This is a genomic window from Paraglaciecola arctica, assembly GCF_018861065.1.
In the GTDB taxonomy this organism is placed as follows: domain Bacteria; phylum Pseudomonadota; class Gammaproteobacteria; order Enterobacterales; family Alteromonadaceae; genus Paraglaciecola; species Paraglaciecola arctica_B.
Window position 1 is genome coordinate 39917 of record NZ_JAHKQO010000048.1, and the last position, 25906, is coordinate 65822.

The following is a 25906-nucleotide window of genomic DNA, read 5'->3' on the forward strand; positions in this document are numbered from 1 at the left end:
TAGTGCTTACGTCTAGTAAGAATTCTAAACCCTTCGTACGAAAGTCCGAGGGGTTTTTTGTTAATGGCAGTGCTTATTTGAAGCGAGCCTAAACAGTTAACTCAATCAGTTTAGATATTTAATTAAAGAGTAAAGATCATGTCAAAGTTACGATCAGCCACTAGTACCCAAGGACGAAATATGGCGGGAGCTCGCGCCCTGTGGCGTGCCACCGGTATGAAAGACGGCGATTTTGGAAAGCCAATTATTGCTGTATCCAATTCATTCACTCAATTTGTGCCAGGACATGTACATCTAAAAGATATGGGGCAACTTGTAGCGCGCAGCATAGAAGCAGCCGGTGGCGTAGCAAAAGAATTCAATACCATAGCAGTAGACGACGGCATTGCTATGGGGCATAGCGGCATGTTGTATAGCTTGCCATCACGCGAGATTATCGCTGACGCCGTTGAATATATGGTTAATGCACATTGCGCTGACGCCATAGTGTGTATTTCAAACTGCGATAAAATCACACCCGGTATGTTGATGGCTTCTATGCGTCTAAATGTACCTGTGATTTTTGTTTCTGGCGGCCCGATGGAAGCCGGCAAAACAAAATTGTCTGATCAAATTATTAAGTTAGATTTAGTTGACGCTATGGTGGCGGGTGTTGACGATAATATTAGCGACAAAGAAAGCGAGCAAGTTGAGCGTTCTGCATGCCCAACCTGTGGATCTTGTTCGGGTATGTTTACCGCCAACTCTATGAATTGTTTAACCGAGGCTTTAGGATTGTCATTGCCTGGTAATGGTTCCATGTTAGCTACACATGCCGACCGTGAAGGTTTATTCAAACAAGCCGGTACTCAAATTGTAGAGTTATGTCGTCGCTATTATCAAGAGAATGACGAGTCGGTATTGCCTCGCAACATTGCCAACTTTAAAGCGTTTGAAAACGCTATGACTTTAGATATTGCTATGGGCGGGTCGACCAACACCATTTTGCATTTGTTGGCCGCCGCCGTTGAAGGTGAAATACCTTTCACTTTGGACGATATCGACAGGTTATCTCGTAACGTGCCGCATTTATGTAAAGTTGCTCCTTCGACACCTCAATATCATATGGAAGATGTGCATCGAGCCGGTGGTGTGTTGGGTATTTTAGCCGAGATAAACCGGGCAGGCTTATTACATACAGACTCGCCGCACGTTTTAGGGAAAACCATAGGTGAAGTAGTCGCTGAGTGGGATATCACCAATCCAGCTAATGAATATGCCTTAGAATTTTACAAAGCAGGACCTGCCGGAATTCGCACCACTAAAGCTTTTAGTCAAAATTGCCGCTACCCAACGGCCGATACTGATCGTGAAAATGGTTGTATCCGTAACCGTGCCAACGCATTCAGTGAAGAAGGCGGTTTAGCGGTGTTGTTTGGCAACATAGCCGAAAATGGTTGTATTGTTAAAACCGCAGGTGTGGATGAATCTATTCATAAGTTCACCGGTCGTGCGCGTATTTTTGAAAGCCAAGATACTGCCTGCGCAGCTATTCTTGCTGATGAAATTGTTGCTGGTGATGTAGTGATTATTCGTTATGAAGGCCCTAAAGGTGGTCCGGGAATGCAAGAAATGCTTTACCCTACCACCTATTTAAAAGCTAAGGGGTTAGGGAAACAATGTGCCTTGATTACTGATGGGCGTTTTTCCGGTGGTACATCAGGTTTGTCTATTGGCCACTGTGCGCCAGAAGCTGCTAGTGGTGGTGGTATTGGTTTGGTTGAAGAAGGCGATACCATTTTGATAGATATTCCAGAACGTAAAATTGGTATAGATATTAGTGACCAAGAATTACAAACACGTCGCGATGCAATGAATGCGAGTGAAAAGCCTTGGAAACCTGTTTCTCGTGAGCGTAAAGTGTCTTTAGCCCTTAAAGCTTATGCTTTGTTGGCAACAAGTGCCGATAAAGGAGCGGTGCGAGACGCATCGAAATTGGAAGATTAAATGAGCCGTTCAGCCAATGATTACTTAAAGAGTATTTTGTTATCGCCTGTTTATGACGTGGCGGTGAATTCTGATCTACAAAAGCTAGAAAAATTATCCGCTTCTTTAGGTAACGAAATTTGGCTGAAAAGAGAAGATCAGCAACCCGTTAAGTCTTTCAAGCTGCGAGGCGCTTATAACAAGCTAAGCCAATTATCTGACGAGCAACTCGCCAAAGGTGTGGTGGCTTCGTCCGCTGGCAATCACGCGCAAGGTGTTGCCTATTCTGCAAGAAAAAAGCGCATTAATGCGACAATAGTCATGCCTGCAACGGCACCAGATATAAAAGTAGAAGCCGTGAGAGATTTTGGCGGTGAATATGTCAACGTTGTGTTGCATGGTACGAGTTTTGACCAGGCCAAAGAAGAAGCCTTGCGTCTCTCCAAAGAGCAGGGTTTTACTATGGTTGCCCCTTTTGACGACGAGGATGTGATTGTAGGTCAAGGTACCATTGCCCGTGAATTACTTGAACAAAATCCTGACCTAGACACCCTGTTTATCGCTGTCGGTGGTGGTGGTTTAATTTCGGGTATTTCGGTATTTCTTAAGCAGCTCAAGCCTGATCTTAAGATCATCGCCGTGGAATCTGATGAATCAGCATGTTTACAGGCCGCGATGTTAGCGGGTAAACCTGTACCTCTTGACCACGTGGGCATATTTGCTGACGGTGTGGCGGTTAAAATTATTGGTGAAGAACCGTTTCGATTATGCCAAGAATATGTTGATGAAGTGATTACCGTTAATACCGACGAAATTTGTGCTGCGATTAAAGATATATTTGATGATACCCGGGTAATTGCAGAGCCTGCTGGAGCCTTATCTGTAGCGGGTATTCGTAAATATCTCAGAGCCAATCCTATGCAAGGCAGAAAAATTGGTGGCATTTTGTGTGGCGCCAACATTAATTTTCATACGTTGCGTTATGTCTCTGAGCGCTGTGAGTTAGGAGAACAAAAAGAAGCGGTGATAGCGGTTAAAATTCCAGAACGTACCGGTGCATTTAGGGATTTTTGTGAGTTGTTAGGTGGTCGTGCTATCACTGAGTTTAATTACCGCTATTCAACTGATCGCGAAGCACACATCTTTGTGGGAATAAAGTTAAAAAAAGGCCGTGAAGAATTAGCGCAACTGACAGATTCTCTTAGTCATCATGGTTACAAGAGTTTTGACTTATCTGAAAATGAAATGGCTAAATTGCATGTTCGTTACATGGTAGGAGGTAGGCCTCCTAGTTTACTCAATGAAAAGTTATTTTCCTTCGAGTTTCCAGAACACCCTGGAGCCTTAATGAAATTCTTAAATACACTCGGGGAAAGGTGGAATATTACCTTGTTTCACTATCGCAACCATGGTGCAGCTGATGGCCTTGTGCTGGCGGGTTTTGATATAGCCGATGCTGATCGAAGTGAGTTTGACAGCCATTTAGCCAAACTGGGTTATTTGTATGAAGAACAAACGGATAATCCCGCATACAAATTTTTCTTGTCTGACTTAAATGGTGTCTTCGAGTCGTAAATGCAAACAATTGTTGATGACATCGCTAGGAAGATAGCCTCAAAAACTAATAAAGGCACAGTCGCTAGTTATATTCCGCAGTTGGCCTGTGTTAATCCTAATCAGTTTTCAATCAGTGTGGCATTGCCAGATGGTTCGATTTATAGCGCTGGAGATGCACAAACGTTATTTTCGATTCAGAGTATTTCCAAAGTATTTACCTTAACTTTAGCCTTAGGAAAACTCGGCGAACGAGTTTGGAATAGAGTGGGTAGAGAGCCATCTGGCGACCCATTTAATTCTATTGTACAACTTGAACATGAACAGGGAAAACCCCGCAACCCTTTCGTCAATGCAGGGGCCATTGCTGTCGCTGACGCAATAATTCAGGGACATCAACCAAAAGAAACCTTGGCAGAAATCCTGCAATTTATGCGTTACTTAGCAGACGATGAAAGTATTGCGATTGATGAAAAAGTGGCGCGCTCAGAGCAAATGACAGGCGACAGAAACGCCTCGTTGGCTCATTTTATGGCATCTTTCGGGCATTTTGAAAATCCTGTTGATGCAGTGTTAGGCACTTATTTTCATCATTGTTCTATTGCCATGACCACAGCACAACTTGCTACCGCAGGACTCTTTTTAGCAAACAATGGCATTAACCCTATTACGGGTTATAGAGTTGTATCTCCGAACCGAGCAAAACGTATTAATGCGTTGATGTTGATGTGTGGTCACTACGATGGCTCGGGTGAATTTGCTTTTCGCGTTGGTTTACCCGGTAAAAGTGGCGTAGGAGGGGGGATTCTTGCAGTTGCCCCTGGAAAAGCGTCAATTGCGGTATGGTCTCCGGGATTGGACACCATAGGTAACAGTAAGCTTGGAACACAAGCGCTGGAACTGCTCACTCAAAAGACCGGTTGGTCTGTGTTTGGTGAATAGCGTTTATGCACCCATTACCCAATATCTAACGTTCTTATATTTGCTGTAAGCGTTGTGCTATTTCAGGCTCGATTAAATCAATGACATCAGTTTTTAATAATGCGCTTTGCTCTGTATGGTGCAGTTGACCGATATCGTCGGTTTCTATTAAGGCGTTTTCCTTTAATGCGTTGATAAAGGTTCCCAGTACATTCTTATCAAAAAATTCGGGTGAATTGATACCATGCAGCGCCGTTAACCTTTCGGCAAATTGCGCGCTTTTCTTTTCTAACTCTGAGCGGCTAACTTGTTCTTGTCTGGATAACAAGGTTAAGACCACCGCGTAGCGATGCAGGGTTTCTTGAATGCTACGGTTAAGTAACCAAGCTGAATAAAACATTTTACTGTTTGCTGATGGCGGTTGAATGTCAGTTTGGTCAGTTTGCAATAAGCCCATTTCTAACATTTTACTAATTATTGACTCTGTATATTCAGAGGCTTGTTCAATGCTCATGTAAATAAATAGTTCACGTTTCAATAAGGGATACAGTTTGGCTACCAAAAGCACGATCTGGCTTTTAGGTAAACTTTTGTGGGCAAAAACGATTGCCGCAATTAGGCCAGGCAACGCAAACAAATGCAGAATATTGTTACGGTAATAGGTGAGGGACACGGCATTTCTATTTCTCAACGAAATAATTTTGCCAAAACTATCTTTGTGCACATCAAATTTATTCAGCTTAAGAGTATTTTCCAATAATTTTTTGCCAGATATTTTAGGTAATGTTGCAAGTTCGCTGTATGGGGCATCACTTAAGAGCTCCAAAAAATGCTCAATAGCTTGTTCTAATTCAGACTGCGCCATAGCGTGTTTTTTAGCTGATAATAAACACATGGCACAAATTGCCATGCCATTGATCGCTGCACTTTGGTTTATTCTGCCCATTACTTCTGTAGCGAGATTATTGACAACTGGTGTCAGCCATTTGGGCTTTTTATCGTTACTGTTATCTTGATCGTCGCGCCAATCTGGAACTTGTTGGTCGAGGTAATTGGTTAAATTGATAGGGTCACCAAAATTAAGGAATCCATAGCCATAATTTTTAAGTTTCTTGATAGCTGAAAATATCTGTAGAAACGACTCTTTTTTCTTGCCAGTGCCATTGAGCTCTTTGAGGTAACTAGAGACTTCCATGACATGTTCGTAGCCTATATACACAGGCACTATACTCACAGGACGGTTAACACCTTTTAATATTGCTTGTAACGTCATAGCTAACATGCCTGTTTTAGGCGGTAACAAACGCCCTGTTCTGCTGCGGCCACCTTCAGGAAAATACTTAACGGAATATCCCTTGTTAAATAGCAATTCTAAGTATTCACGAAACACTGCAGTGTAGAGTTTGTTGCCCGCAAAACTACGACGTAGGTAAAACGCACCGGCTTTACGCAATATTCCACCTACAGGTCTAAAATTAAGGTTAATTCCGGCAGCAATATGAGGTGTGACTAGGCCTTGGTGATAAATTACATAGGTAAGTAATAAATAATCCATGTGGCTTCGGTGACATGGCACGTAAATAATTTCGTGGCCATTTTGCGCTAAGGCTCTGACTTTTTCTGCATGCCTAACTTCGATTCCGTTATAAATTTTATTCCAAATTTTAGTTAGAATCCTCTCGCCTAACCTTATCAGACCGGGTCTATAATCAGCTGCAATTTCATCTACATATTTTTTTGCCTGTAGCTTAGCTTGTTGGTGACTCAATTTTTTACTTCGAGCTTGTTCAACAATGGCCTTACGTACTGGTTTTGATCCTAACACTCCGTTATACAATTGATGTCGTTCAAGAATGTTAGGGCCAGTTAAGTTTTGATGGCGTCGGTAAAAGTGTGTACCTGCTAAGCGAATCAGCTTATGGGCGATTTCATCATCACTACCTTTCAATTCAATCATCTTCCGTGAAGATACGGCTTTGCTATAACAAACGAAGTTGTCTCTGCCTAAAAACAGCACAATAAAAAATTTACGTAACCAACTGGGAGACATTTGGTTGGCGATCACATCTGACCAACCTGAGGTGTTTTTCTCAGGCGTTCTGCCCCAAAGAATAGAAACAGGGACTATTTGAATATCTAAATCGGGATTTTCTCTATGTAATTTAAATAATTTTGCCGCATCTTCTTGGATAGAAGTGCTGCCAGTTTTACGATTTAACACAGAGCGTGGCTTTTGCAAAAATAAGCATGCGGAATGGCTCTGATCAGCAATGTTGATGTTTAGCGCAGGTTTAGGCAGCCCCAAGGCTACTGCTGACATTTTCAATGCTATTTCGTCGGTAATTGAACGGGTACGTAGTAAATAAACAATGGGACGCTCTTTGTTTATCCCCAACTCGGATCTGAGATCACTAGGAATACTGTTTACCTTTACCAGCCACTTGACCGGCACTGATACCATTGCCAACAGCAATTTATGCAGCCACAACATACTTATTTGCTCACAAAAAATAAAACCAGCGCAGGATACCACAGACAGTCCTAGCTGTTTATCTTTGATAATCGACGACTGCTATTTAATTTGTGTCAAAAAACACTCAGAAAAAACAAATTTGAGATTTGGATATAACTGTATATACTGACACCAACTGTATAGAAAAACAGGCTGTTTATGCGTCCACTAACTGCACGACAAGAAGAAGTACTTCAATTAATAAAAAATACCATGTTAGATACAGGTATGCCGCCAACCCGAGCAGAGATAGCGCGAGAGTTGGGTTTCAAATCCGCTAATGCTGCGGAGGAACATTTAAAAGCCTTGGCTCGTAAAGGAGTGATAGAAATATTGCCCGGTACATCTCGTGGCATTAAATTGAATATCCCCTTAGAAGACCAACTTGAAGAACTTGGTTTACCTTTGATTGGAAGAGTGGCTGCTGGAGAACCCATACTGGCCCAAGAACATGTCGAAGGGCATTATCAAGTGGATCCTAGTTTGTTTAAACCCAGTGCCGACTTCTTGCTTCGCGTAAATGGTATGAGCATGAAAGATATCGGTATATTAGATGGCGACTTGCTGGCGGTGCATCGTACCACTGACGTGCATAATGGTCAGGTAGTTGTGGCTAGGGTGGACGAAGATGTCACCGTGAAGAGGCTTGAGAAAAAAGGTCGACAAGTTTTGCTTCATGCCGAAAACGAAGCGTTTTCTCCTATCAAGGTCGATTTAGCGACTCAACCTTTCAATATCGAAGGCATCGCAGTTGGAGTTATTCGTAACGCCGATTGGATGTAAGATTTAGAAGGCGTATTATTATTGAAATAATGCGTCTTTTTAGTGTCATTTTCAGTTCTTTTCCCGTCTTTGTATGCCAATTCCCTCTTTATTTCCGTTATTTATCATTTATTAACAATTTATTGTTTAAAAAACAACCAGTTGGTTGTAAGTTAAATAAAAAAGCTAGACTATTAGCTATTAAATGAGCGACCCTTAACATTCCAGTGTGAAAAAGTAACAATATATTAACTATGCATTAACTCAAAATGGTGGCGATTGCTGTTTTTGGCGTTGGTGTTTCAGTGAAAAATAAAAAGTACGTGTAACGTATATGAGGTGCCATGTGAAAAGATTTTTGTCCAAGGCTGGAACAATGCTTACTGCATTGATGACAGCACCGGTGTTTGCAGAGACAAGTGATAAAATTGAGCAATTCCAGCTAAACATGACCAGAGGCGTGACGGATATCAGTGCTGGTGTCTACGACATGCACATGTTGATGTTTATTATCTGCGTAGTAATAGGAGCGGGTGTTTTTATCGCTATGTTTATCTCTATGTATTTCCATAGGAAATCTAGAGGAGCTAAGCCAGCCAATTTTCATGAAAGCGTCAAAGTTGAGATCGCTTGGACAGTTATTCCTTTTATTATCTTAATTTTTATGGCCGTACCCGCTATGAATCTGCTGATTGATATGGAAGACGCCAGCGAACCTGATGTCTCTATTTTGGTAACGGGTTCACAGTGGAAATGGCACTATAAATATATGGATAATGATGTTGAGTATTATTCAAAAATGGCGACTCAAGCGGAGCAAATTTCAGGCAAGCTTCCTAAAAACAACAACTATTTACTTGAAGTCGATCGCCCTCTCGTTATTCCTACTGGCCAAAAAGTCCGCTTCCTCATTACTTCAGACGATGTTATCCATTCTTGGTGGGTACCCGATTTTGGATTCAAACAAGACGCAAACCCAGGCTTTATTAATGACGCATGGACTAAGGTTAATGAACCTGGTGTTTATCGCGGCCAGTGTGCTGAGCTTTGCGGTAAAGATCACGGCTTTATGCCCATAGTAGTGGTTGCAAAAGAGCCGGCTGAATATGACAAGTGGATTTCTGAACAGCAAGCGATTCAGGAACAAGCTAAAGCAGAAGAGCAAAGACTTTTAGCGATGAATATGACCATGGACGAAGCAATGTCTATGGGTGAGAAAATATACAATGCAAATTGTGCGGCCTGTCATATGCCTAACGGAGAGGGGCTACCAGGAGTGTTTCCTGCGTTAAAAGGCAGTCAAATCGCTATCGCAGACCAACCTAAACATATCGACATTTTACTAAACGGTGTCACTGGAACGGCTATGCAAGCCTATGCTAAACAATTAACTATGTCTGAAATTGCCGCTGTGGTGACTTACGAGCGAAATGCTTGGGGTAACGATACGGGCGACTTGGTACAAGCTAAAGACATTAATTCAGCCATCAACGGACAATAGGAGAAGGTGACCATGACAACTGCAACTGATTCCACTCACATAGATGATCACCATGATGATGACCACCACGAGCATCATATTCCACCTGGTATAAAACGTTGGTTATATACCACTAACCACAAAGATATAGGCACCCTATATTTGTGGTTTGCATTTATTATGTTTTTGACAGGTGGTGCTATGGCTATGGTAATCCGCGCTGAATTGTTTCAGCCTGGATTACAAATCGTTGACCCTAATTTCTTTAATCAAATGACCACAGTTCATGGCTTAATTATGGTGTTTGGTGCGGTAATGCCGGCATTTACAGGTTTAGCAAACTGGTTAGTACCTATGATGATAGGTGCACCGGATATGGCTTTACCTCGCATGAACAACTGGAGTTTTTGGATTTTACCTTTTGCTTTCGCAATTTTACTAGCGTCTTTGTTTATGGAAGGTGGCGGTCCTGCTTTTGGTTGGACTTTCTACGCGCCTCTTTCTACCACCTATAGTAATGATGGCACCGCGCTTTTTGTCTTCGCGGTTCATATTATGGGAGCGTCGTCGATTATGGGAGCGATTAACGTTATCGTAACTATCTTCAATATGCGAGCTCCGGGTATGACCTGGATGAAAATGCCTTTGTTTGTTTGGACTTGGTTAATTACTGCATTTTTATTAATTGCGGTAATGCCTGTGTTAGCGGGTGCCGTGACTATGGTGCTAACCGACAAGTTTTTTGGTACCAGTTTCTTTGATGCGGCTGGTGGCGGTGATCCTGTTATGTTCCAGCATATTTTCTGGTTCTTTGGTCATCCAGAAGTATACATAATGATTTTACCCGCATTCGGTATTATCTCAGCGATTGTACCTACCTTTGCACGTAAGCGATTATTTGGTTATGCCTCTATGGTATACGCAACTGCTTCTATTGCATTGTTGTCATTTATTGTTTGGGCACACCATATGTTTACTACAGGTATGCCAGTGGCAGCAGAGCTGTTCTTTATGTTTGCTACTATGCTGATATCAGTACCCACAGGTGTAAAAGTTTTCAATTGGGTTGCCACTATGTGGCGCGGCTCTATGACGTTTGAAGTGCCTATGTTGTTTGCAATAGCGTTTATAGTGTTATTTACAATAGGTGGTTTATCGGGGTTAATGTTGGCCATCGTGCCAGTGGATTTCCAATATCATGATACTTATTTCGTGGTAGCTCATTTTCACTATGTACTAGTGACAGGTGCCATCTTTTCCATAATGGCTGCGGTATACTATTGGTTACCAAAGTGGACCGGAAAAATGTTCCATATCGGCTTAGCAAAATGGCATTTCTGGTGTTCTTTGGTTTCGGTTAACGTGTTGTTCTTCCCAATGCACTTCGTTGGATTAGCTGGCATGCCTAGACGTATACCTGATTACGCATTGCAGTTTGCAGACTTTAACAAGTGGATCAGTATTGGTGGATTTGCGTTTGGTTTATCACAGTTGATCTTCTTAGCATTGCTGATTAAAGCCTGTAAAAAACAAGGTGAGCCTGTTTCCGACCAAGTATGGGAAGGAGCTGAGGGCTTAGAATGGGAAATCCCTTCTCCAGCGCCTTATCACAGTTTTGAAACACCTCCAGTTGTTAAGTAGCTAAAGGTATTCTTGATGAGTGAGCAGAGTACCCAAAACAAAAACAGCAAAATGGTGATTAAGTTATTAGTCATCGTTGTGGGTATGTTTGGGTTTGGCTTTGCTCTGGTGCCTTTATACGATGTGCTGTGTGATGCACTAGGTATCAATGGCAAAACATCGAATACCGCTGCATTGTATGAGTCAGTGGAAATAGATGAGAGCCGCTTAGTAACAGTGGATTTTATCACACGGACTAATACTGGCATGCCGTGGGAGTTTAGAGCTGAAACCAGACAAGTGAAAGTACACCCTGGGCAACTCAATCAAGTTGATTTTTACGTAAGAAATACCGCTGTGACCGATATTGTAGGTCAAGCTGTGCCATCAGTTTCACCGGGCCCAGCTGCTTTATATATGAATAAAACTGAATGCTTTTGTTTCGAGCAACAAAAGTTACACGCTGGGGAGGAAATGTTGATGCCAATGAAATTTTATGTCGACCCTCAACTGCCTGAAAATATTACTTATTTTACTGTGCAATATACTCTATATAATGTCACTGCCACTGCAGATGTGGTTGCAATGAATTGAGAATGAAGGAGAACACAATGTCAGAAAAAGAATACGAAAAATACTATGTTCCCGCAGAAAGTCCTTGGCCCTTTATGGGCGCCGTAGCGCTATTTTTAATGGCTGTTGGGGCAGGCAATTTTGTGATTGAAAGCACCCGTGGCAAAGAAGGGTATGGCGCTTATATTTTAGGCGCGGGATTTATCGTTTTAATTGTTATGTTAGTCGGTTGGTTTAGAAATCAAATTCACGAATCTATGAGTGGTATGTATAGCGCGCAATTGGGGCGTTCGTACAGACAAGGTATGTCTTGGTTCATTTTTTCTGAAGTGATGTTCTTCGGGGCGTTCTTTGGCGCGTTATTCTACGCAAGATTTATTTCTGTGCCCTGGTTAGGTGGTGCATCAAATAACGACATGACAGGCGAAATTTTATGGCCCACATTTGAAGCCATTTGGCCCCTAGTGCAAACACCTGGTGGCCTTACCACCGAAGCCATGCCATGGACAGGTTTACCATTAATTAACACTGTGCTGTTGCTAGCATCTTCAGTGACTTGTCACTTTGCACATGTCGCGTTAGAAAATAACAATCGTGGAAAACTGAAGTTAATGCTTGGGTTAACTGTATTACTTGGCGCTATTTTTATGGTGATGCAGATTGAAGAGTATATTCATGCTTACAATGAAATGAATTTGACTTTGCAATCTGGAATTTATGGGAATACATTCTTTTTACTAACTGGATTTCACGGTTTTCATGTAACGCTTGGCGCAATTATTCTATTTATAATGTTGCTTAGAGTATTTAAAGGGCATTTCACACCAGATAACCACTTTGCGTTTATGGCCGCTAGTTGGTATTGGCATTTTGTAGACGTAGTTTGGGTAATACTATTTGCTGTCGTTTATATCTTTTAAGCGAAACATTTGCGAGAACTAAGAGCCACACAACTCAGACAACTAACGTGGCTCTTAAAATTATCTAATGGGGTGTTGGGTTAGGGGTGATGAGCCCTGTAGCAACAGCGAGTAAAATAAGACCAATAATAATCGCTGATGTTAGTACCCTTCTACCTATAAATTTACTCATAGAGGGACCGTTTGGATTGTCTTTGAGCATAATCATCATGGCTTTAAATAAATTGAACACCATAAACAACAATAACCCACCAACTAGTATTTTGATTAACATCTACTTACTCCTAAAGATATCCTGAGCCGCGATGTGGACTTTTCTGTCGCGTTTACCCATTGTTGCTACCATAGTAACTTTTGTGTGTGTTGTCATTATGTTTGCTTTGGGTAATTGGCAATTGCAAAGAGCTGAAGAAAAAACGCAGCGATTGTTGGCCTTAGATGTTGCTGCTAAGACAGCTCAGGTCGATTTACAACATGTGTTGCAAGGCAATTTAGACAATATGCTGGATATGCCAATAAGTTTTGAGGGAACCGCGGAAATATCGAAATTTTTTCTATTGGATAACAAAATCCATAAAGGCCGAGTCGGGTATCAGGTATTAGTGCCTTTGCAAACCACTTCAGGCACGGTAATGGCAAATTTTGGTTGGGTCGCTGCCACTAACAACCGAAATATTTTGCCAACCATCGAAATTGATGGTGATAAGTCTATCTACGCCGGCATTGTATCCTTGCCTTTGGATAATGCCATGATAGAAGAAACGGCAGTTATTGATGGTATTTGGCCAAAGGTTTTACAACAAACAGATCTGAAGATCATTCAGCAACACTATAAGCAAGAGGTACTGCCATTTGTGGTGTTATTGAATGCACAAGAAACCTCGGGTTTTGTTAGAAATTGGCAACCTGTGGTTATGGCCCCAGAAAAACACATTGCTTATGCAGTACAATGGTTTTTATTGGCATTTGCGGCGTTGACCGTATTTATTATTGCCCACAGAAATAAATTTAAAAGGAACCCAGAGTGAGTACCACCAAAAAAAATAATAAATCGATGATGTTACTTCTAGCTGCTGTTTTTATCTTACCGGTATTATTAGCCAAGCTTGCACTAGATAATGGCTGGTTTAATCAAGGCGTGACCAACAAGGGGGAACTTATATCACCTCCCATAGATATTAATGTTCTACAAACTAAGCAGCAAGCACCCAAATGGAAGTTAATTTACGTTTTGCCTCAAGAGTGCAGCTTAGGTTGCGAAAATGCACTGTATAGCATTGCTCAAGTACATAGTGCGTTAGGCAAAGAGAGTGACCGAGCTGAAGTTGTGGTTATATCCCATGAACAAAGCAATATAGAGCAACTCGCAGAATTAGCCACTAAGCAAAATATTCGATTGGTGAGAAGCGACCTGAAAAGCCTGCAACAAGTGTTTAAAGAAACTTCCACTGATGGCATTTTTATCGCTGATACCTTAAACAACGTATTTTTGCGTTATCCATTGCAAATAGATAAAGAGCAAGCCATTCTGCATAGTCGTGATATTTTGTCGGATATGCGTAAGGTACTCAAACTGTCGCGTATTGGCTAGAGGATACTTTAATGAAGAAGTTGGTATTTTTAAGCATTCTGATGGCAATGGTCGTAATTGTATTAGGCGCATACACTCGTTTGACTGACGCTGGTTTAGGGTGTCCTGATTGGCCTGGGTGTTATGGTCATCTTAGCTTTTCAAATACCACCAAAAATATCGAAACCGCTCAGCAAGCATTCCCTGAACGGCCCTTCGAAGAGCATAAAGCATGGAATGAAATGATTCATCGTTATTTTGCCAGTGCTTTAGGTTTTTTGATCTTAGTTATTTTTATTAGTAGCCTATTTAATCGTGCTTATAATAAACCGGTAAAGCTACCGCTTTTTTTGGTGTTTCTTGTTTGTTTTCAAGGCGCTTTGGGAATGTGGACCGTCACCCTTAATTTATTACCTATAGTAGTAATGGGGCACTTGTTAGGTGGTTTTACAGTTTTATCTACTTTGTTTTTACTGTACTTGAGATTGACTCCCTATCGGATTCCTGGTGGTGATGCGCGAGTGCGCCACTATGGAAAATATGCAATTTTAGGTGTAATCATTTTGACTGGACAAATCGCTTTAGGTGGTTGGACATCCGCAAATTACGCCGCGCTAGCCTGTACTGAACTACCTATTTGTGAGGGAGCCTGGTATCAACGATTAGACTTTGCTGGTGCCTTTAGTATTCCTGTCGCTGAGAACTATGAGTTTGGCGCTCATGACTATGATGAACGAATGACAATGCATATTGTGCATCGAATAGGCGCTTTGATTACCTTTTTATATTTATCATGGTTAGGTCTAAGATTGTATGCTGCAGCTAGTTCTAGCTTAGTTAAAAAACTATCTGCCATAATGGTATTGGTTATGGGGATACAAATCATACTCGGTGTAAGCAATGTAGTATTTAGTTTGCCAGTAGCAGTAGCTGTCATGCATAACGCTGTAGCAGCGTGTTTGATGTTGGTATTAGTCAACATTAGTTATACGCTATATCGTAAAACGTAGGAGAAAAAGGTGAGTAAGGGCGTGACTTTAGGTCAACAAAACAATCAATTTAATTTATGGTCCACTTGCCAAGATTATTATGAATTAACTAAACCCAAAGTAGTGTTATTACTTCTATTAACTGCTTTGGTTGGAATGTGTTTAGCCAGTGAGAGCTGGGTGAGTTGGCAGATATTCACCGCGGGACTCATAGGTATTGGATTTTTGTCCTCTGCAGCTGCAGTGGTTAATCATGTAGTTGATAGAAAAATTGACGGGAAAATGGCGCGTACCTTTAATCGACCTGTTGTTAAAGGCAAAGTGAGCCCCAGAAAGGCGCTAGTGTTTGCAGCATGTTTAACGGTTATTGGATACGTGATCCTTGAACTGTGGGTTAATCGTTTAACCGCACTACTAACACTGGCTGGGTTGCTTGGCTATGCGGTGGTTTATACTATGTATTTAAAGCGCGCCACACCTCAGAATATTGTCATTGGGGGGTTAGCTGGAGCGATACCTCCGCTGTTAGGTTGGACGTCGGTTACTGGAGAGATACATGCTCACGCGCTATTATTGGTATTGATTGTATTTGTCTGGACTCCCCCACATTTTTGGGCATTAGCGATTCATCGTGAAAAAGACTATGCCAAAGCACAGGTGCCTATGTTACCCGTGACTCACGGTATCGAATTCACTAAAACCTCAATACTTTTGTATACGGTTTTACTCTGCGTAGTGTGTTTGTTGCCCTATTTAATCGCTATGACTGGGCTCATATACTTAGTAGGTTCGACTGTTTTGAATGCTGGATTTTTATACTACGCCTGGAAGCTAAAGTTTACCGCATCTGCAACGACGGCCATGCAAACCTTTAAATTTTCAATTATTCATCTAATGGTGCTGTTTGTAGTGCTCTTAGTCGATCATTATTTTCGGTTTTACATATGAGTAAATTGCAAGCAGGTTTATTAGCGCTTGTCGCTTTGGTTATTGGTATAGCGGCGGCGATTTTTATTGCACCTCCAACAAGTGATAAAGACACTGAATACGTGAGCCTTTACCCCGCAGCAAGAGTATTGCCTGATTTTGAGTTGCAAGATCATCAAAAACAGCCATTTACTTCAAAAAACCTTGAAGACCACTGGAGTTTGGTTTTTGTTGGATACACTTTTTGCCCAGATATTTGCCCGACCACATTGTCCGAATTAAAAGGTATTTATCCAGCACTACAGAAAATACCAACAGACTTTCCTATTCAAGTCATATTGATTTCGGTCGACCCCAAGCGTGATACGCCAGAGCGCTTAAATGAATACATCAATTTTTTTCACCCTAAATTTATTGCCGCCAGTGGTGAGCATGCTCAACTATTTCCCTTGGTACGAGCGATGGGCATGATGTATTCAATGTCTGAAAGCTCTGATAACCCAAATTATTTAGTCGATCATAGTTCCTCCGTAGTGGTCATCAATCCCAAAGCTCAGGTGATAGGTCGTTTTAAACCAGATTTTGTTGTAGGCAAATTACCTATTAGTGAGGGGCAAAAGATATTGGCTGATATGCCAGCAATTGTCTCTCAGTAGGCAACAAACCCATGAATATAAGACAGGCTAAACAGGCTGATGCCAAGGAATTAGCCGCCTTGGTCTATTCTTCGGCACCGTTAGTTATTGCTGCAGTGTTTACTATTAATGAAGAGTTGTCTGCGAAAAACTTTATTGAAAGTTGTTTGTTAGATGCTGAAGGGCAATATGGTTACAACAATCATTGGGTCGCTGAGGTAGACAATCGCGTGGTGGGCTGCATAAGTGCTTGGCATAGTGCGCTGCCGAATTCATTTCATCAAGCTACATTAAACAAATTGGCTGAATTCTATGGTGTTGCTCATACTTTAGCGGTTTTGCAGGCTAGCCAAACTCTACAAGATTGTATTCCTAAACCTCAAGATCACGAATGGTGTATCGGGCATTTTGCGGTATCTGCAACCTATCAAAAAATAGGTGTCGGAACGGCACTATTAAAATTCATGCATGAAAAAGCGCTCAATTTTGGTAAGTACGAGCTTTGCCTTGATGTTGAGAGTATCAATACTCGAGCGATCAATTTTTATCTCAACCACGGGTTTCAGAAAAATGGAGAATCAGGCGTAAGCCTAAGGATGAAAACCTTAGGCTTAGGTGAGTATTTTCACTTAAGTAAACAGTTAATCTAACCAATTACCAGCAGAAGTAGGTATAAAAAAAGGTTGAGAATACCAATAGAAGCGACCTTTGTTATGTTTACTTGGTGCGGTACAGTTCACCCTATGTCTGCCTGCTTGAGTAATCGAGTTAATTTGAACTGACACAGTACTTTCTTCTACCCCTTTGGTAAGAGGCTGGCCATTTTGAAAGCAGGTTATTTGAAGTGGTGACATGTCAGCGGTTTTTACATCAAAAGTCATAGTCGGGTCTTGAAAAGGGAGTACCGCCTTTGGATCTTTTATCGAATTGTTAGTCACTGGCATTGCTAAACTATTTAATTTTACTGCTAGGGTTTTAAGATTACTGTACACACCCGCTGCGGGATATCTTGGTAAGGCTGAAAAGTCACTATATGATGCTATGGCACCACTGTGTTGGGCAAATCCTACGTAGCCTCTTGAGCTTAATCTTTGTTTCAAGTCTGCGTCAAACTCTCCGTATGGGTACGCAAAATATTTTAGGCTATAGCCAATCTGCTGTTGCAGCATTTTTTCAGCTTCTTCAATCTCTTGCATCGTACGATTTAGCCAGTCTTGCTGTGACTCGCCTTTGCGTTTACCCAGCATATGATTGTGTTGTTTCCCATGATTGGCAAAACTGACATTTTCTTTAGACATTTGTTTTATTTGTTGCCAGTCTAGTTGGTAATTGACTTCACCTATTAGGGGGGGATTCACAAAAATAGTATACGGAAATGCAAATTCTCTGAGAATGGGATGTGCATTGACATAAATGTTGTCATAACCATCATCAAAGGTGATAACCACGGTTTTGTCTGGCAACCTTTGTTTGTTTTGCAAGGCTTCAATTACTCGTTTTAAAGGTAAAACGTTATGGTTATCTGCCAAATGTTGCATATGTTGTCGAAAGGTTTGTTCTGAAACAGATGTTGATTTGGGGGTAGTGCTACTGACATGGTGGTATAGCAGTATCACTGCATTGTCAGTTGCCCACGTATTTAAGCTAATCAGCGCACATGCTAAAGTGACTGTAATAAATCTCCAATTTTTCCCCATGAATTTCCTAACGATGACTAAATGACACACAATACTACTCTATCAAACTTCTTTCAGATTAGTCTGCATCAAAAAATTATTGCTATAGCGATACCAATGATTTTAAGTAATATCACCACACCCTTAATGGGGTTGGTGGATACCGCAGTATTGGGGCATATGCCAGGTACACATTTTCTGGCGGGGGCATCGGTTGCTACTTTGATTATCACGCAACTGTATTGGTTGTGCGGTTTCTTGAGAATGACCAGTACAGGATTAAGCGCCCAGGCAAAAGGTAGTGCAGACCTACTTCAGCTCAATCAGAGTTTGTTTCAAGGCATGTTGATTAGTTTCGTGCTGGGTTGTTTGTTGTTGTTAGTGAAAGATAGTATTTTGAGCTTAGGGTTATTTTTCGCAGACGCAACTCCCATTGTTGAAAATGTCATATCCGAATATTTTTCAGTGCGTATTTGGGGCGCGCCTGCAGCAGTGCTGAATTTAGTTCTTATCGGTTGGTTAATCGGGCAGCAAAAAGCCAAACAAGTATTGCTTATTCAAGTTTTAGCAAATCTAATAAATTTGGCTTTAAATCTTTGGTTTGTGTTTGGACTCGAGTTAGAAGTTTTTGGGGTGGCGCTGGCTAGCGTTTTGGCTGAGTATTTTATTACCATAGTGGGTCTGTTCGCCGCGCTGAAGGTTATTGGAAAACCTCTAGTTCAAAAAAAGTGGTTCTCGGTTACCTATTTGCGACTTTTGTTGTCACTTAATGGTGATACATTTTTTAGAAACCTGCTATTACAGGCTTGTATCGCCTTTCTGATTTTTAAAGGCGTCGGCTTTGGTGCTACCTCAGCCGCAATCAACGCAATCTTAATGCAATTTTTCACATTAATTGCTCTTGGCCTAGACGGTGTCGCTTATGCCGCAGAAGCATTAGTCGGTGAACAAAAAGGCAAAAAAAATTCCAAGGGTATTATTCAGGTGATTTTACATGGATTACTTTGGTCCATTATTGTGGCTGGATTGTACTCTTTGATTTTTGTGGTTTTTGGCACTGAAATTATCGCTATAATAACGGATCAAGCCAGTCTGCAAATCGCCATGTATGACTATCTAAACGTTGTTTATTGGTTGCCTCTTATTGCCCATTGGTGTTTCTTTTTTGATGGTGTTTTTGTGGGATTAACGCGGGCAAAAGCAATGCGAAATAGTATGTTGTTCTGTGCTGTGGTGATTTACTTTCCGACTTTTTGGTTGTTTGTAGATTTTGAAAACAAAGGGCTGTGGTTGGCGATGTTGCTATTTTTACTCACTAGAGGAATAAGCTTAGGCGGATACTTTATTTATCTTTGTCGAACTCAGAAGGTGGTGGTGTAAAGCTACTGGTCATTCGGTGGGCTAGAATACCAAGGTAACCTCTGATGGAATAAAGGCTACCTGCTGCCAGTAGAACTAGTCCAGGAATTTGAATAATAGGCACAAACTTTGTACCTATTATGATGAGTGCTGCGCCTAAACAAAAAATGCCTAAACCGCGTTTAAAAAACGCCCAGCTTTTATTGGGATCATCGCCTAAACGCTGTAACCAGTTAATGCTTTTGTCCTTTGACAGTTGCTACTTAATCAATAGTAAGAATGTTCGCCAGCTTGATGTTCAGTCGCGTCTTTCACGGCTGTTAATTCACCTGGAAACTGTTCCAACATTTGTTTTTCAATTCCATCTTTTAAGGTGACATCTACTTGCGCACAACCGTTACAACCTCCACCAAATTGTAATACGGCTTCTTTTTCTTCAGTGATTTCTACCAACATCACTTTACCGCCATGGCTCGCAAGTTGTGGATTGATTTCGGCTTCAATCATGTAAGTCACACGCTCAGCTAAAGGAGCATCGCTATCCACTTTTCGTGCTTTCGCATTGGGTGCCTTAAGTGTGAGTTGTGACCCCATTTGATCAGTAACAAAATCAATTTCTGCTTCTTCAAGAAATGGTGCACTTTCTAAGTCCACTACTGCATCGAAACCATTAAACTCTAGTACTGTATCTGACTCTTCAACGGCATCTGGTGGGCAATAAGACACACCACATTCTGCACTAGGCGTACCAGGACTGACTACAAACACACGTATGTTAGTGTCTGGCTCTTGGTTCGCAAGCAACTTACAGAAATGTGCTTGCGCTGTTTCTGAAATGTTAATCATGGGCTATGTACCTCTAATATTTGTCTACTTGTATAATAACAAAATTACTTGACTAAAACACTCAAGTAATCATTTTTCCTTATGTTAATTTAAACTAAAACGTGCGACTATTTTTGTAAGTATGGGTTATTTCGGCGGATTTTATGGGTTACGTATATCGAGTTTTTGCGTGTTTTTTCTTATTCAACAGTGTTCAAGTAGCGGCAGTTGTTGATTCCGAATATTTACCGGCTAATACACAATATAACTCCGAGATTACGACTCCGACTCAAGCATTAGGCGCACTTGTGGGCGAATGGCACGTACGCCATGACCAGATAGTTAATTACATGCAAATCTTAGCGTTACAATCTGATCGCGTCAGCTTGGTGGAAACGGGACGTACGCACGAGAACCGTCCATTATATTTATTAGCTTTTAGTGCTCCTGAAAACCAGAAAAAACTCGCTGAAATCCAAGCTAAACATATTCAAAACTTAGGCCAGTCTGCTGACAAAAATGATCCATTGGTTATTTGGATGGGTTACAGCGTGCATGGTGATGAACCATCGGGTTCAAATGCGGCTCTGTTGATTGCTTATTATCTTGCTGCCGGTGACAGTGATCTAATCAGTGAATTACTCGATGACAATATTATTTTACTTGACCCAAGTTTGAATCCCGATGGCCTAGCAAGGTTTGCGCAGTGGGCAAATATGCATAAGAGCAATAGTCTAGTGTCTGACCCCAATAGTCGAGAACATCAACAGGCGTGGCCTTCAGGACGAACTAACCACTATTGGTTTGACCTAAATCGAGATTGGTTGCTGTTAACTCACCCTGAGTCGCGTGGAAGAATTAAGCAATTTCATCAGTGGCGTCCCCACGTTTTAACTGACTTTCATGAAATGGGTACCAACAGCAGTTATTTTTTCCAACCCGGTATCCCTGCAAGAAAAAATCCTTGGACGCCGCTAAAAAACGCAGAGTTGACGGCTGCCTTGGGTGATTTCCATGCTGCCGCGCTGGACAAAACTAAACAGCTTTATTTTACTCAAGAAAGTTACGATGATTTTTATTATGGTAAAGGTTCTACCTATCCAGATGCTCACGGTAGTATTGGTATTTTGTTTGAACAAGCCAGCAGTAGAGGGCATGTGCAAAACTCTGCCAATGGTCCTTTGGCGTTTTCTGATACGATTCAAAATCAAGTGACAACCTCGATTTCGACTTTTGCAGGTGCATTAGCGAATAAGTCGGCCATTCTTGCTTATCAAGTTGAGTTTGCCAAGCAGACAAAAACGTTAATTAAAGAGGATGAGTTTGCCGGTTATATTCTGAACGAAAAAGCTGATCCATTTCGGTTTTCTAAGATGTTAGATATTTTATCTGCTCATCAAATTGAGTATTTTCCTTTGAGTAAGGATGTAAAGGTAGAGGGGCAATTATTTGATTCAATTCACAGCATGTATGTGCCCCTCGATCAGCCGCAATATCGACTAATTAAGTCATTATTTTCAACCCGTAAATCCTTTGATGACAATACTTTTTATGATGTATCGAACTGGAATTTACCTCTTGCCTTTAATCTTCGATATCAAGCCGTAAAGCGCGAACCCAAGTTTGATAAACCGCTAGCTAAAAAGTCAACTGTTGTTACACCCGAACTTTTACCTGATGCTTATGCTTATGCATTCTCGTGGGAAAACTATCAAGCTCCTAAACTTTTACAACGTCTGCTAGCCCATAACGTAAAAGTAAAAATCGCAGGAGATGCTTTTTTTGCCAAAACAACTCAAGGTGGCATGAGCTTTTCAGCCGGAGCGGTGATAATACCTTTAGCTCTCAAGCAACCGGACGATTTACTAGACATCATTGGGGCCCAGACCGAGGGCATTGATATAGCAGTTCATTCGATAACCTCAGGTCTTACTCGTCAAGGAATAGACCTAGGTAGCAGAAAAATGCTCAATGTAACTGAACCTAAAGTTTTGTTAGTAGGTGGTCGCGGCACGTCTCAATATGAAGTAGGTGAGGTTTGGCATTATCTTGATCTACAGGTCGATATACCCGTTTCAATCACCGATTTAACACAATTGGGACGACTCCCTTTAGAAAACTATACCCATATAATTTGGGTAGAAGGTAACTATAAAGAAGTACCTGATAAAACCACTAGAAGAATCGAAGCTTGGTTGAATTCAGGAGGCATACTTATCGGGCAAAAATCGGCTGCAAAGTGGTTTGCTGAGCAAAATTGGCTTAAGGCCAGTTTCAAGAGCAATAATGAGATCAAATCGGCGTTTGAAACAACTGGTTTAGCTTACAAAGATCAGAATAGGCTCAAAGCCAAACAAAGAATTGCAGGTGCTGTATTTGAAACTCAGTTGGACTTGAGTCATCCCTTAGCGTTTGGCTATACCTCAAATGTGTTACCTATGTTTCGCAATAGTACTTTAGTAATGCGTCAACCCGACACAGCTTTCGTGACAGTAGCAAACTACGTGAAATCGCCGCTTATGGCTGGCTATACTGCAGAAGAGCTACAACGGCATATTTCAGGCAGTGCCGCAGTTGTTTCCCATAGTGTTGGCAAAGGCAAGGTTATTGCTTTTGCTACTAATGTGAATTTTCGAGGCGTTTGGTATGGCACAAGTCGTTTGATGAGTAATGCTATTTTTATGGCTGGATTGATTAACGCACAAGGGTAAGGCAAATACTCCAGATATCTATTCTTAATTGAGGGTTGTGTTTACGCAAAGTTTGGTAAGCACAGTTCATCGTGCTGCCCGTGGTAATAACATCGTCGAATAAAACGATATGTTGATAATCTTTCAAGCGCAGCTGTGACCTTGTATCTACTAAAAAGGCGTTACGTAAATTTTTGCGCCTTTGAGCGGCTGACAAATTAGTCTGAGCCGTAGTGGATTTATTTCTGTTAATGATCGACGTATCCATTTTCAACTGGCAGTGCTTACAAATTTGCGCAGCTAACACTATGCTTTGGTTGAATTTTCTATATAAATATCGATTTTTATGCAAAGGCATAGGAATGATTAACTGCGGCAAATTAGGCATAGTAGATAGGCAATGTTTGACAAAAAGAGCTGCCAAAGCGTGAGCATTTGGGATCTGTTTAGAGAATTTTAACCCTGTTAATAATTTAGACAATGGCCACTGATAATCGGCAAGAGCCAAAACAACTGGAAATTCCACTTTTGCCAATCCTAACTTCACTTTGGGAGATAACATCAAGTTATGTTGGTATCGTTCCACATCAAATAAGGTAAGATCATCACAGCAATATTGACAAATTGAAGTGTCGCTAGATTGGTTACACAGCAAACAATTTTGAATATTCGTGAAAATCACCTTGTTTTCGTCCCTGTGTGAGTTGTCACTATTAATATCCCAGAGGTTTAGTGTAGAAGAAATGTTGAAGGTTTTAAAAATAACAACCCAAGGCCGCGGCAAAAATTTGGTATTTTTACATGGCTGGGGAGTGAATAGTGGTGTTTGGCAACCACTTATAGACATACTAAAAGAAGAGTTTTGTATCACTACTGTTGATTTACCTGGATACGGATTAAATCATCAACAATTGCCAACGACATATAACTTGGAAGCTGTTGCTACTATGGTGGCAGAACGGCTTCCAGAGAAGTGCATTCTTATTGGCTGGTCTTTGGGCGGGTTAGTTGCTCAGCAAATAGCGTATTGTTATCCGCAAAAGCTCAAAAAACTGATTTTAATTTGTTCTAGTCCAAGGTTTTCTAAGAATGTATCCTGGCCTGGAATTGATCCTAAAATTTTGGATTTATTTACTCAGCAATTACACCAAGATCCAACTAAAACTCTAGCACGCTTTTTGGCAGTGCAAGCTATGGGAAGCGCGAATGCCAGACAAGAAGCGAAAACTATCAAGCTCGCAGTGCAAAAATATCCTGTGCCTTCTTCAGTGGCATTAGCTGAAGGTTTACAGTTATTACAAAATATTGATTTGCGTGAACAATTCAGCACATTATTGGTTCCTTGTCAGATATTCTTAGGTCGTTTCGATACCTTAGTGCCTAAAGACGTCGCACCTTTAATTAAACTATTGAATTCTAAGGTATCCATTGATTTCATTTCCGATGCGGCTCATGCTCCGTTTATTTCAAACACTGAGAATTTCGCAAAACACCTAATAAAGGCAATTGATTAGCGAATAAAGCGCGGTAATGCTATGAAAAAATGTAAAAGTGGTTAATAATTATACTTGAGAGGTTAAGGTATAGAGGTATAGGTAATGAACATTAGTAACAACGTAAATGCTGCGATTGTAAGCGGTACTATTGGTCTGCAAAATGCTTCTGATGGAATTACACAAAATGCTTCTAACCTAGCGAATCTGTCAGCCGTTACTGCACCCTCTAATGACCCCCAAGAGTTTTTGGCAAATGCTACGTTAAACCAACTCGATGCAATTAAACAAACGCTTCCGCAAACTAGCGAAGGCATTACCTACGACATAGTAGGATTATCAGTCAATCTTAATAATGCACAAGCTTCTGCAAAAGTAGTTGATACCGCAAACAGTACTGTCGGCACTATTTTGGATATTCTGGCTTAGTTTCGGCCGCCCTTTATGAATATTGTACCTCCCATCCCCACTCCCACAGTATTTAACGTTGGCACTGTTAATACTGAGTCAGTGCGAAAAGATAATACTCTTAGAGAAGCGGTACCGCAGTTAACTTCCGGTGAAAAGTCTGCAGCCGAAACCGGTGTGGGCTCTGAAGCTGATAAGGCGAAAACACCGGGTAAAGCACCTCAACCTCTAACCTATGAAAAACCCGTTTCCCAAGCTAGCCAGCAACTCGATACACAAAACGACACTACACAAGATAATGGACAAGATGCGAGTGCAGGAAGAGAAAGTGCAGAAGATAAGCAACAGCAACAAGCTGAACAGCGGCAAGTCACTGAGTTAAAACGGCGTGATACTGAAGTTAGGACCCATGAACAAGCCCATGCTTCACTAGGAGGACAATATGCGAGCTCTCCCCAGTACGAATATGAAACTGGCCCTGATGGTAGAAGATATGCAGTAGCGGGTGAAGTCTCTATTGATATATCAAAAGAATCCACTCCGGAAGAAACGCTTCGCAAAGCGACGCAAGTTAAAGCCGCAGCATTGGCACCTGCAGAGCCAAGTGTACAAGATTTACGCGTTGCAACCGAAGCCACTCAAATCGCCCTTGAAGCACGTACTGAAATCGCGAGTGAAAAAGCCCAAGAAGCTCTCGAGGCCTATAACCAAGCTGTACCAGACCTTCAAAACAATGAAAAAACCCAGCAAAATTTTGCTATAGATGGTGCTCCTTCACTTGAGGATATTGTTGAAGAAATAGATATCGATATTCCGACTCGTTCATTGGACTCTAATGAGTCAGAGGCCGAAGAGAAAAACGCTACTGGGTTAGTTTTTGATTTAGATGATGTCAGTGAATTTCTCAAAAATAGAGATGCAGATATTACTCGTAGGGTGTCAGTGATTGAAAGTTTCTACAAACAAGTAGCCAATCCTCGCGCTGAGGGATTACAACAGTTTTCGTAACACTTAAGCGTTAAACAAT

24 protein-coding genes are annotated in these 25906 nt (G+C 41.3%); 19 read left to right on the forward strand and 5 right to left on the reverse strand.

Features of this window, described 5'->3' with window-relative positions; genetic code table 11:
- Positions 1–138: 138 nt before the first annotated feature.
- The 3 genes from ilvD to KO534_RS20875 are packed head-to-tail and all read left to right on the forward strand — an operon-like array spanning position 139 to position 4461.
- Positions 139–1986: a dihydroxy-acid dehydratase gene (gene ilvD, locus KO534_RS20865; protein WP_215932932.1), complete on the forward strand. Its 1848-nt coding sequence runs from the start codon at positions 139–141 to the stop codon at positions 1984–1986.
- Positions 1987–3540 (forward strand): threonine ammonia-lyase, biosynthetic, encoded by a 1554-nt coding sequence (gene ilvA, locus KO534_RS20870; protein ID WP_215932933.1) that lies wholly within the window; start codon positions 1987–1989, stop codon positions 3538–3540.
- Positions 3541–4461 (forward strand): glutaminase, encoded by a 921-nt coding sequence (locus KO534_RS20875; protein ID WP_215932934.1) that lies wholly within the window; start codon positions 3541–3543, stop codon positions 4459–4461.
- Positions 4462–4495: 34 nt separating this feature from the next.
- Here the strand turns inward: KO534_RS20875 and plsB are convergent, their stop codons facing one another.
- On the reverse strand, positions 4496–6931 hold the full coding sequence (gene plsB / locus KO534_RS20880; RefSeq protein WP_215932935.1) for a glycerol-3-phosphate 1-O-acyltransferase PlsB: 2436 nt from the start codon (positions 6929–6931) through the stop codon (positions 4496–4498).
- A 180-nt stretch (positions 6932–7111) separates the two neighbouring features.
- On the opposite strand from plsB, the gene lexA reads away from it, so the two are divergent.
- From lexA to KO534_RS20905, 5 genes are all read left to right on the forward strand, one after another.
- Complete coding sequence (gene lexA, locus KO534_RS20885) at positions 7112–7735, forward strand: transcriptional repressor LexA (RefSeq protein WP_215932936.1); 624 nt, start codon at positions 7112–7114, stop codon at positions 7733–7735.
- A 370-nt stretch (positions 7736–8105) separates the two neighbouring features.
- Positions 8106–9215, forward strand: coding sequence for a cytochrome c oxidase subunit II (gene coxB, locus KO534_RS20890; RefSeq protein WP_252732344.1), 1110 nt, complete (start codon positions 8106–8108; stop codon positions 9213–9215).
- A 12-nt stretch (positions 9216–9227) separates the two neighbouring features.
- On the forward strand, positions 9228–10835 hold the full coding sequence (gene ctaD / locus KO534_RS20895; RefSeq protein ID WP_215932938.1) for a cytochrome c oxidase subunit I: 1608 nt from the start codon (positions 9228–9230) through the stop codon (positions 10833–10835).
- 15 nt (positions 10836–10850) lie between these two features.
- Positions 10851–11408, forward strand: coding sequence for a cytochrome c oxidase assembly protein (locus KO534_RS20900; protein ID WP_215932940.1), 558 nt, complete (start codon positions 10851–10853; stop codon positions 11406–11408).
- A gap of 17 nt (positions 11409–11425) precedes the next feature.
- Positions 11426–12307 (forward strand): cytochrome c oxidase subunit 3, encoded by an 882-nt coding sequence (locus KO534_RS20905; RefSeq protein WP_215932942.1) that lies wholly within the window; start codon positions 11426–11428, stop codon positions 12305–12307.
- Positions 12308–12371: 64 nt separating this feature from the next.
- Here KO534_RS20905 and KO534_RS20910 read toward each other — a convergent pair whose 3' ends face one another.
- Positions 12372–12581 carry a DUF2909 domain-containing protein gene (locus KO534_RS20910; RefSeq protein ID WP_215932944.1) on the reverse strand — a complete coding sequence of 70 codons (210 nt, stop codon included), beginning with the start codon at positions 12579–12581 and terminating at the stop codon, positions 12372–12374.
- Between the two features lie 31 nt (positions 12582–12612).
- Here KO534_RS20910 and KO534_RS20915 point away from each other — a divergent pair, with 31 nt between their 5' ends.
- Genes KO534_RS20915 through KO534_RS20940 form a run of 6 tightly spaced genes read left to right on the forward strand, consistent with a single transcriptional unit; the run spans position 12613 to position 17078 of the window.
- A complete protein-coding gene (locus KO534_RS20915; protein WP_215932946.1) occupies positions 12613–13335 on the forward strand; it encodes an SURF1 family protein in 723 nt (240 codons plus the stop codon).
- Entirely contained in the window at positions 13332–13898 is a 567-nt protein-coding gene (locus KO534_RS20920; RefSeq protein WP_215932948.1) for a hypothetical protein, read from the forward strand. Before KO534_RS20915 ends, KO534_RS20920 begins: the two co-directional genes overlap by 4 nt.
- An 11-nt stretch (positions 13899–13909) precedes the next feature.
- Positions 13910–14887: a COX15/CtaA family protein gene (locus KO534_RS20925; RefSeq protein WP_215932950.1), complete on the forward strand. Its 978-nt coding sequence runs from the start codon at positions 13910–13912 to the stop codon at positions 14885–14887.
- A 9-nt stretch (positions 14888–14896) separates the two neighbouring features.
- Positions 14897–15814, forward strand: a complete 918-nt coding sequence (gene cyoE / locus KO534_RS20930; protein ID WP_215932952.1) for a heme o synthase — start codon at positions 14897–14899, stop codon at positions 15812–15814.
- Positions 15811–16449: an SCO family protein gene (locus KO534_RS20935; protein WP_215932954.1), complete on the forward strand. Its 639-nt coding sequence runs from the start codon at positions 15811–15813 to the stop codon at positions 16447–16449. The genes cyoE and KO534_RS20935 overlap by 4 nt, the downstream gene beginning before the upstream one ends.
- 11 nt (positions 16450–16460) lie before the next feature.
- Positions 16461–17078, forward strand: a complete 618-nt coding sequence (locus KO534_RS20940; RefSeq protein ID WP_215932956.1) for a GNAT family N-acetyltransferase — start codon at positions 16461–16463, stop codon at positions 17076–17078.
- Here the strand turns inward: KO534_RS20940 and KO534_RS20945 are convergent.
- On the reverse strand, positions 17070–18125 hold the full coding sequence (locus KO534_RS20945; protein WP_215932958.1) for a polysaccharide deacetylase family protein: 1056 nt from the start codon (positions 18123–18125) through the stop codon (positions 17070–17072). The two genes, KO534_RS20940 and KO534_RS20945, sit on opposite strands and share 9 nt — an antisense overlap.
- 21 nt (positions 18126–18146) lie before the next feature.
- On the opposite strand from KO534_RS20945, the gene KO534_RS20950 reads away from it, so the two are divergent.
- Complete coding sequence (locus tag KO534_RS20950; RefSeq protein ID WP_215932959.1) at positions 18147–19484, forward strand: MATE family efflux transporter; 1338 nt, start codon at positions 18147–18149, stop codon at positions 19482–19484.
- A 246-nt stretch (positions 19485–19730) separates the two neighbouring features.
- Here the strand turns inward: KO534_RS20950 and nfuA are convergent, their stop codons facing one another.
- Complete coding sequence (gene nfuA / locus KO534_RS20955; protein WP_215932961.1) at positions 19731–20309, reverse strand: Fe-S biogenesis protein NfuA; 579 nt, start codon at positions 20307–20309, stop codon at positions 19731–19733.
- A gap of 143 nt (positions 20310–20452) precedes the next feature.
- Here nfuA and KO534_RS20960 point away from each other — a divergent pair, with 143 nt between their 5' ends.
- Positions 20453–22999, forward strand: a complete 2547-nt coding sequence (locus KO534_RS20960) for a M14 metallopeptidase family protein (RefSeq protein WP_215932963.1) — start codon at positions 20453–20455, stop codon at positions 22997–22999.
- Here the strand turns inward: KO534_RS20960 and KO534_RS20965 are convergent.
- Entirely contained in the window at positions 22983–23660 is a 678-nt protein-coding gene (locus KO534_RS20965; RefSeq protein ID WP_215932965.1) for a ComF family protein, read from the reverse strand. The genes KO534_RS20960 and KO534_RS20965 overlap by 17 nt on opposite strands.
- A 61-nt stretch (positions 23661–23721) precedes the next feature.
- On the opposite strand from KO534_RS20965, the gene bioH reads away from it, so the two are divergent.
- The 3 genes from bioH to KO534_RS20980 all read left to right on the forward strand — a co-directional run bounded on the left by bioH (position 23722) and on the right by KO534_RS20980 (position 25887).
- Positions 23722–24492, forward strand: a complete 771-nt coding sequence (bioH, locus tag KO534_RS20970; RefSeq protein ID WP_215932967.1) for a pimeloyl-ACP methyl ester esterase BioH — start codon at positions 23722–23724, stop codon at positions 24490–24492.
- Between the two features lie 84 nt (positions 24493–24576).
- Positions 24577–24900, forward strand: a complete 324-nt coding sequence (locus KO534_RS20975) for a hypothetical protein (RefSeq protein ID WP_215932969.1) — start codon at positions 24577–24579, stop codon at positions 24898–24900.
- A gap of 15 nt (positions 24901–24915) precedes the next feature.
- Positions 24916–25887, forward strand: a complete 972-nt coding sequence (locus KO534_RS20980) for a putative metalloprotease CJM1_0395 family protein (protein ID WP_215932971.1) — start codon at positions 24916–24918, stop codon at positions 25885–25887.
- The last annotated feature ends 19 nt before the right edge of the window (positions 25888–25906 follow it).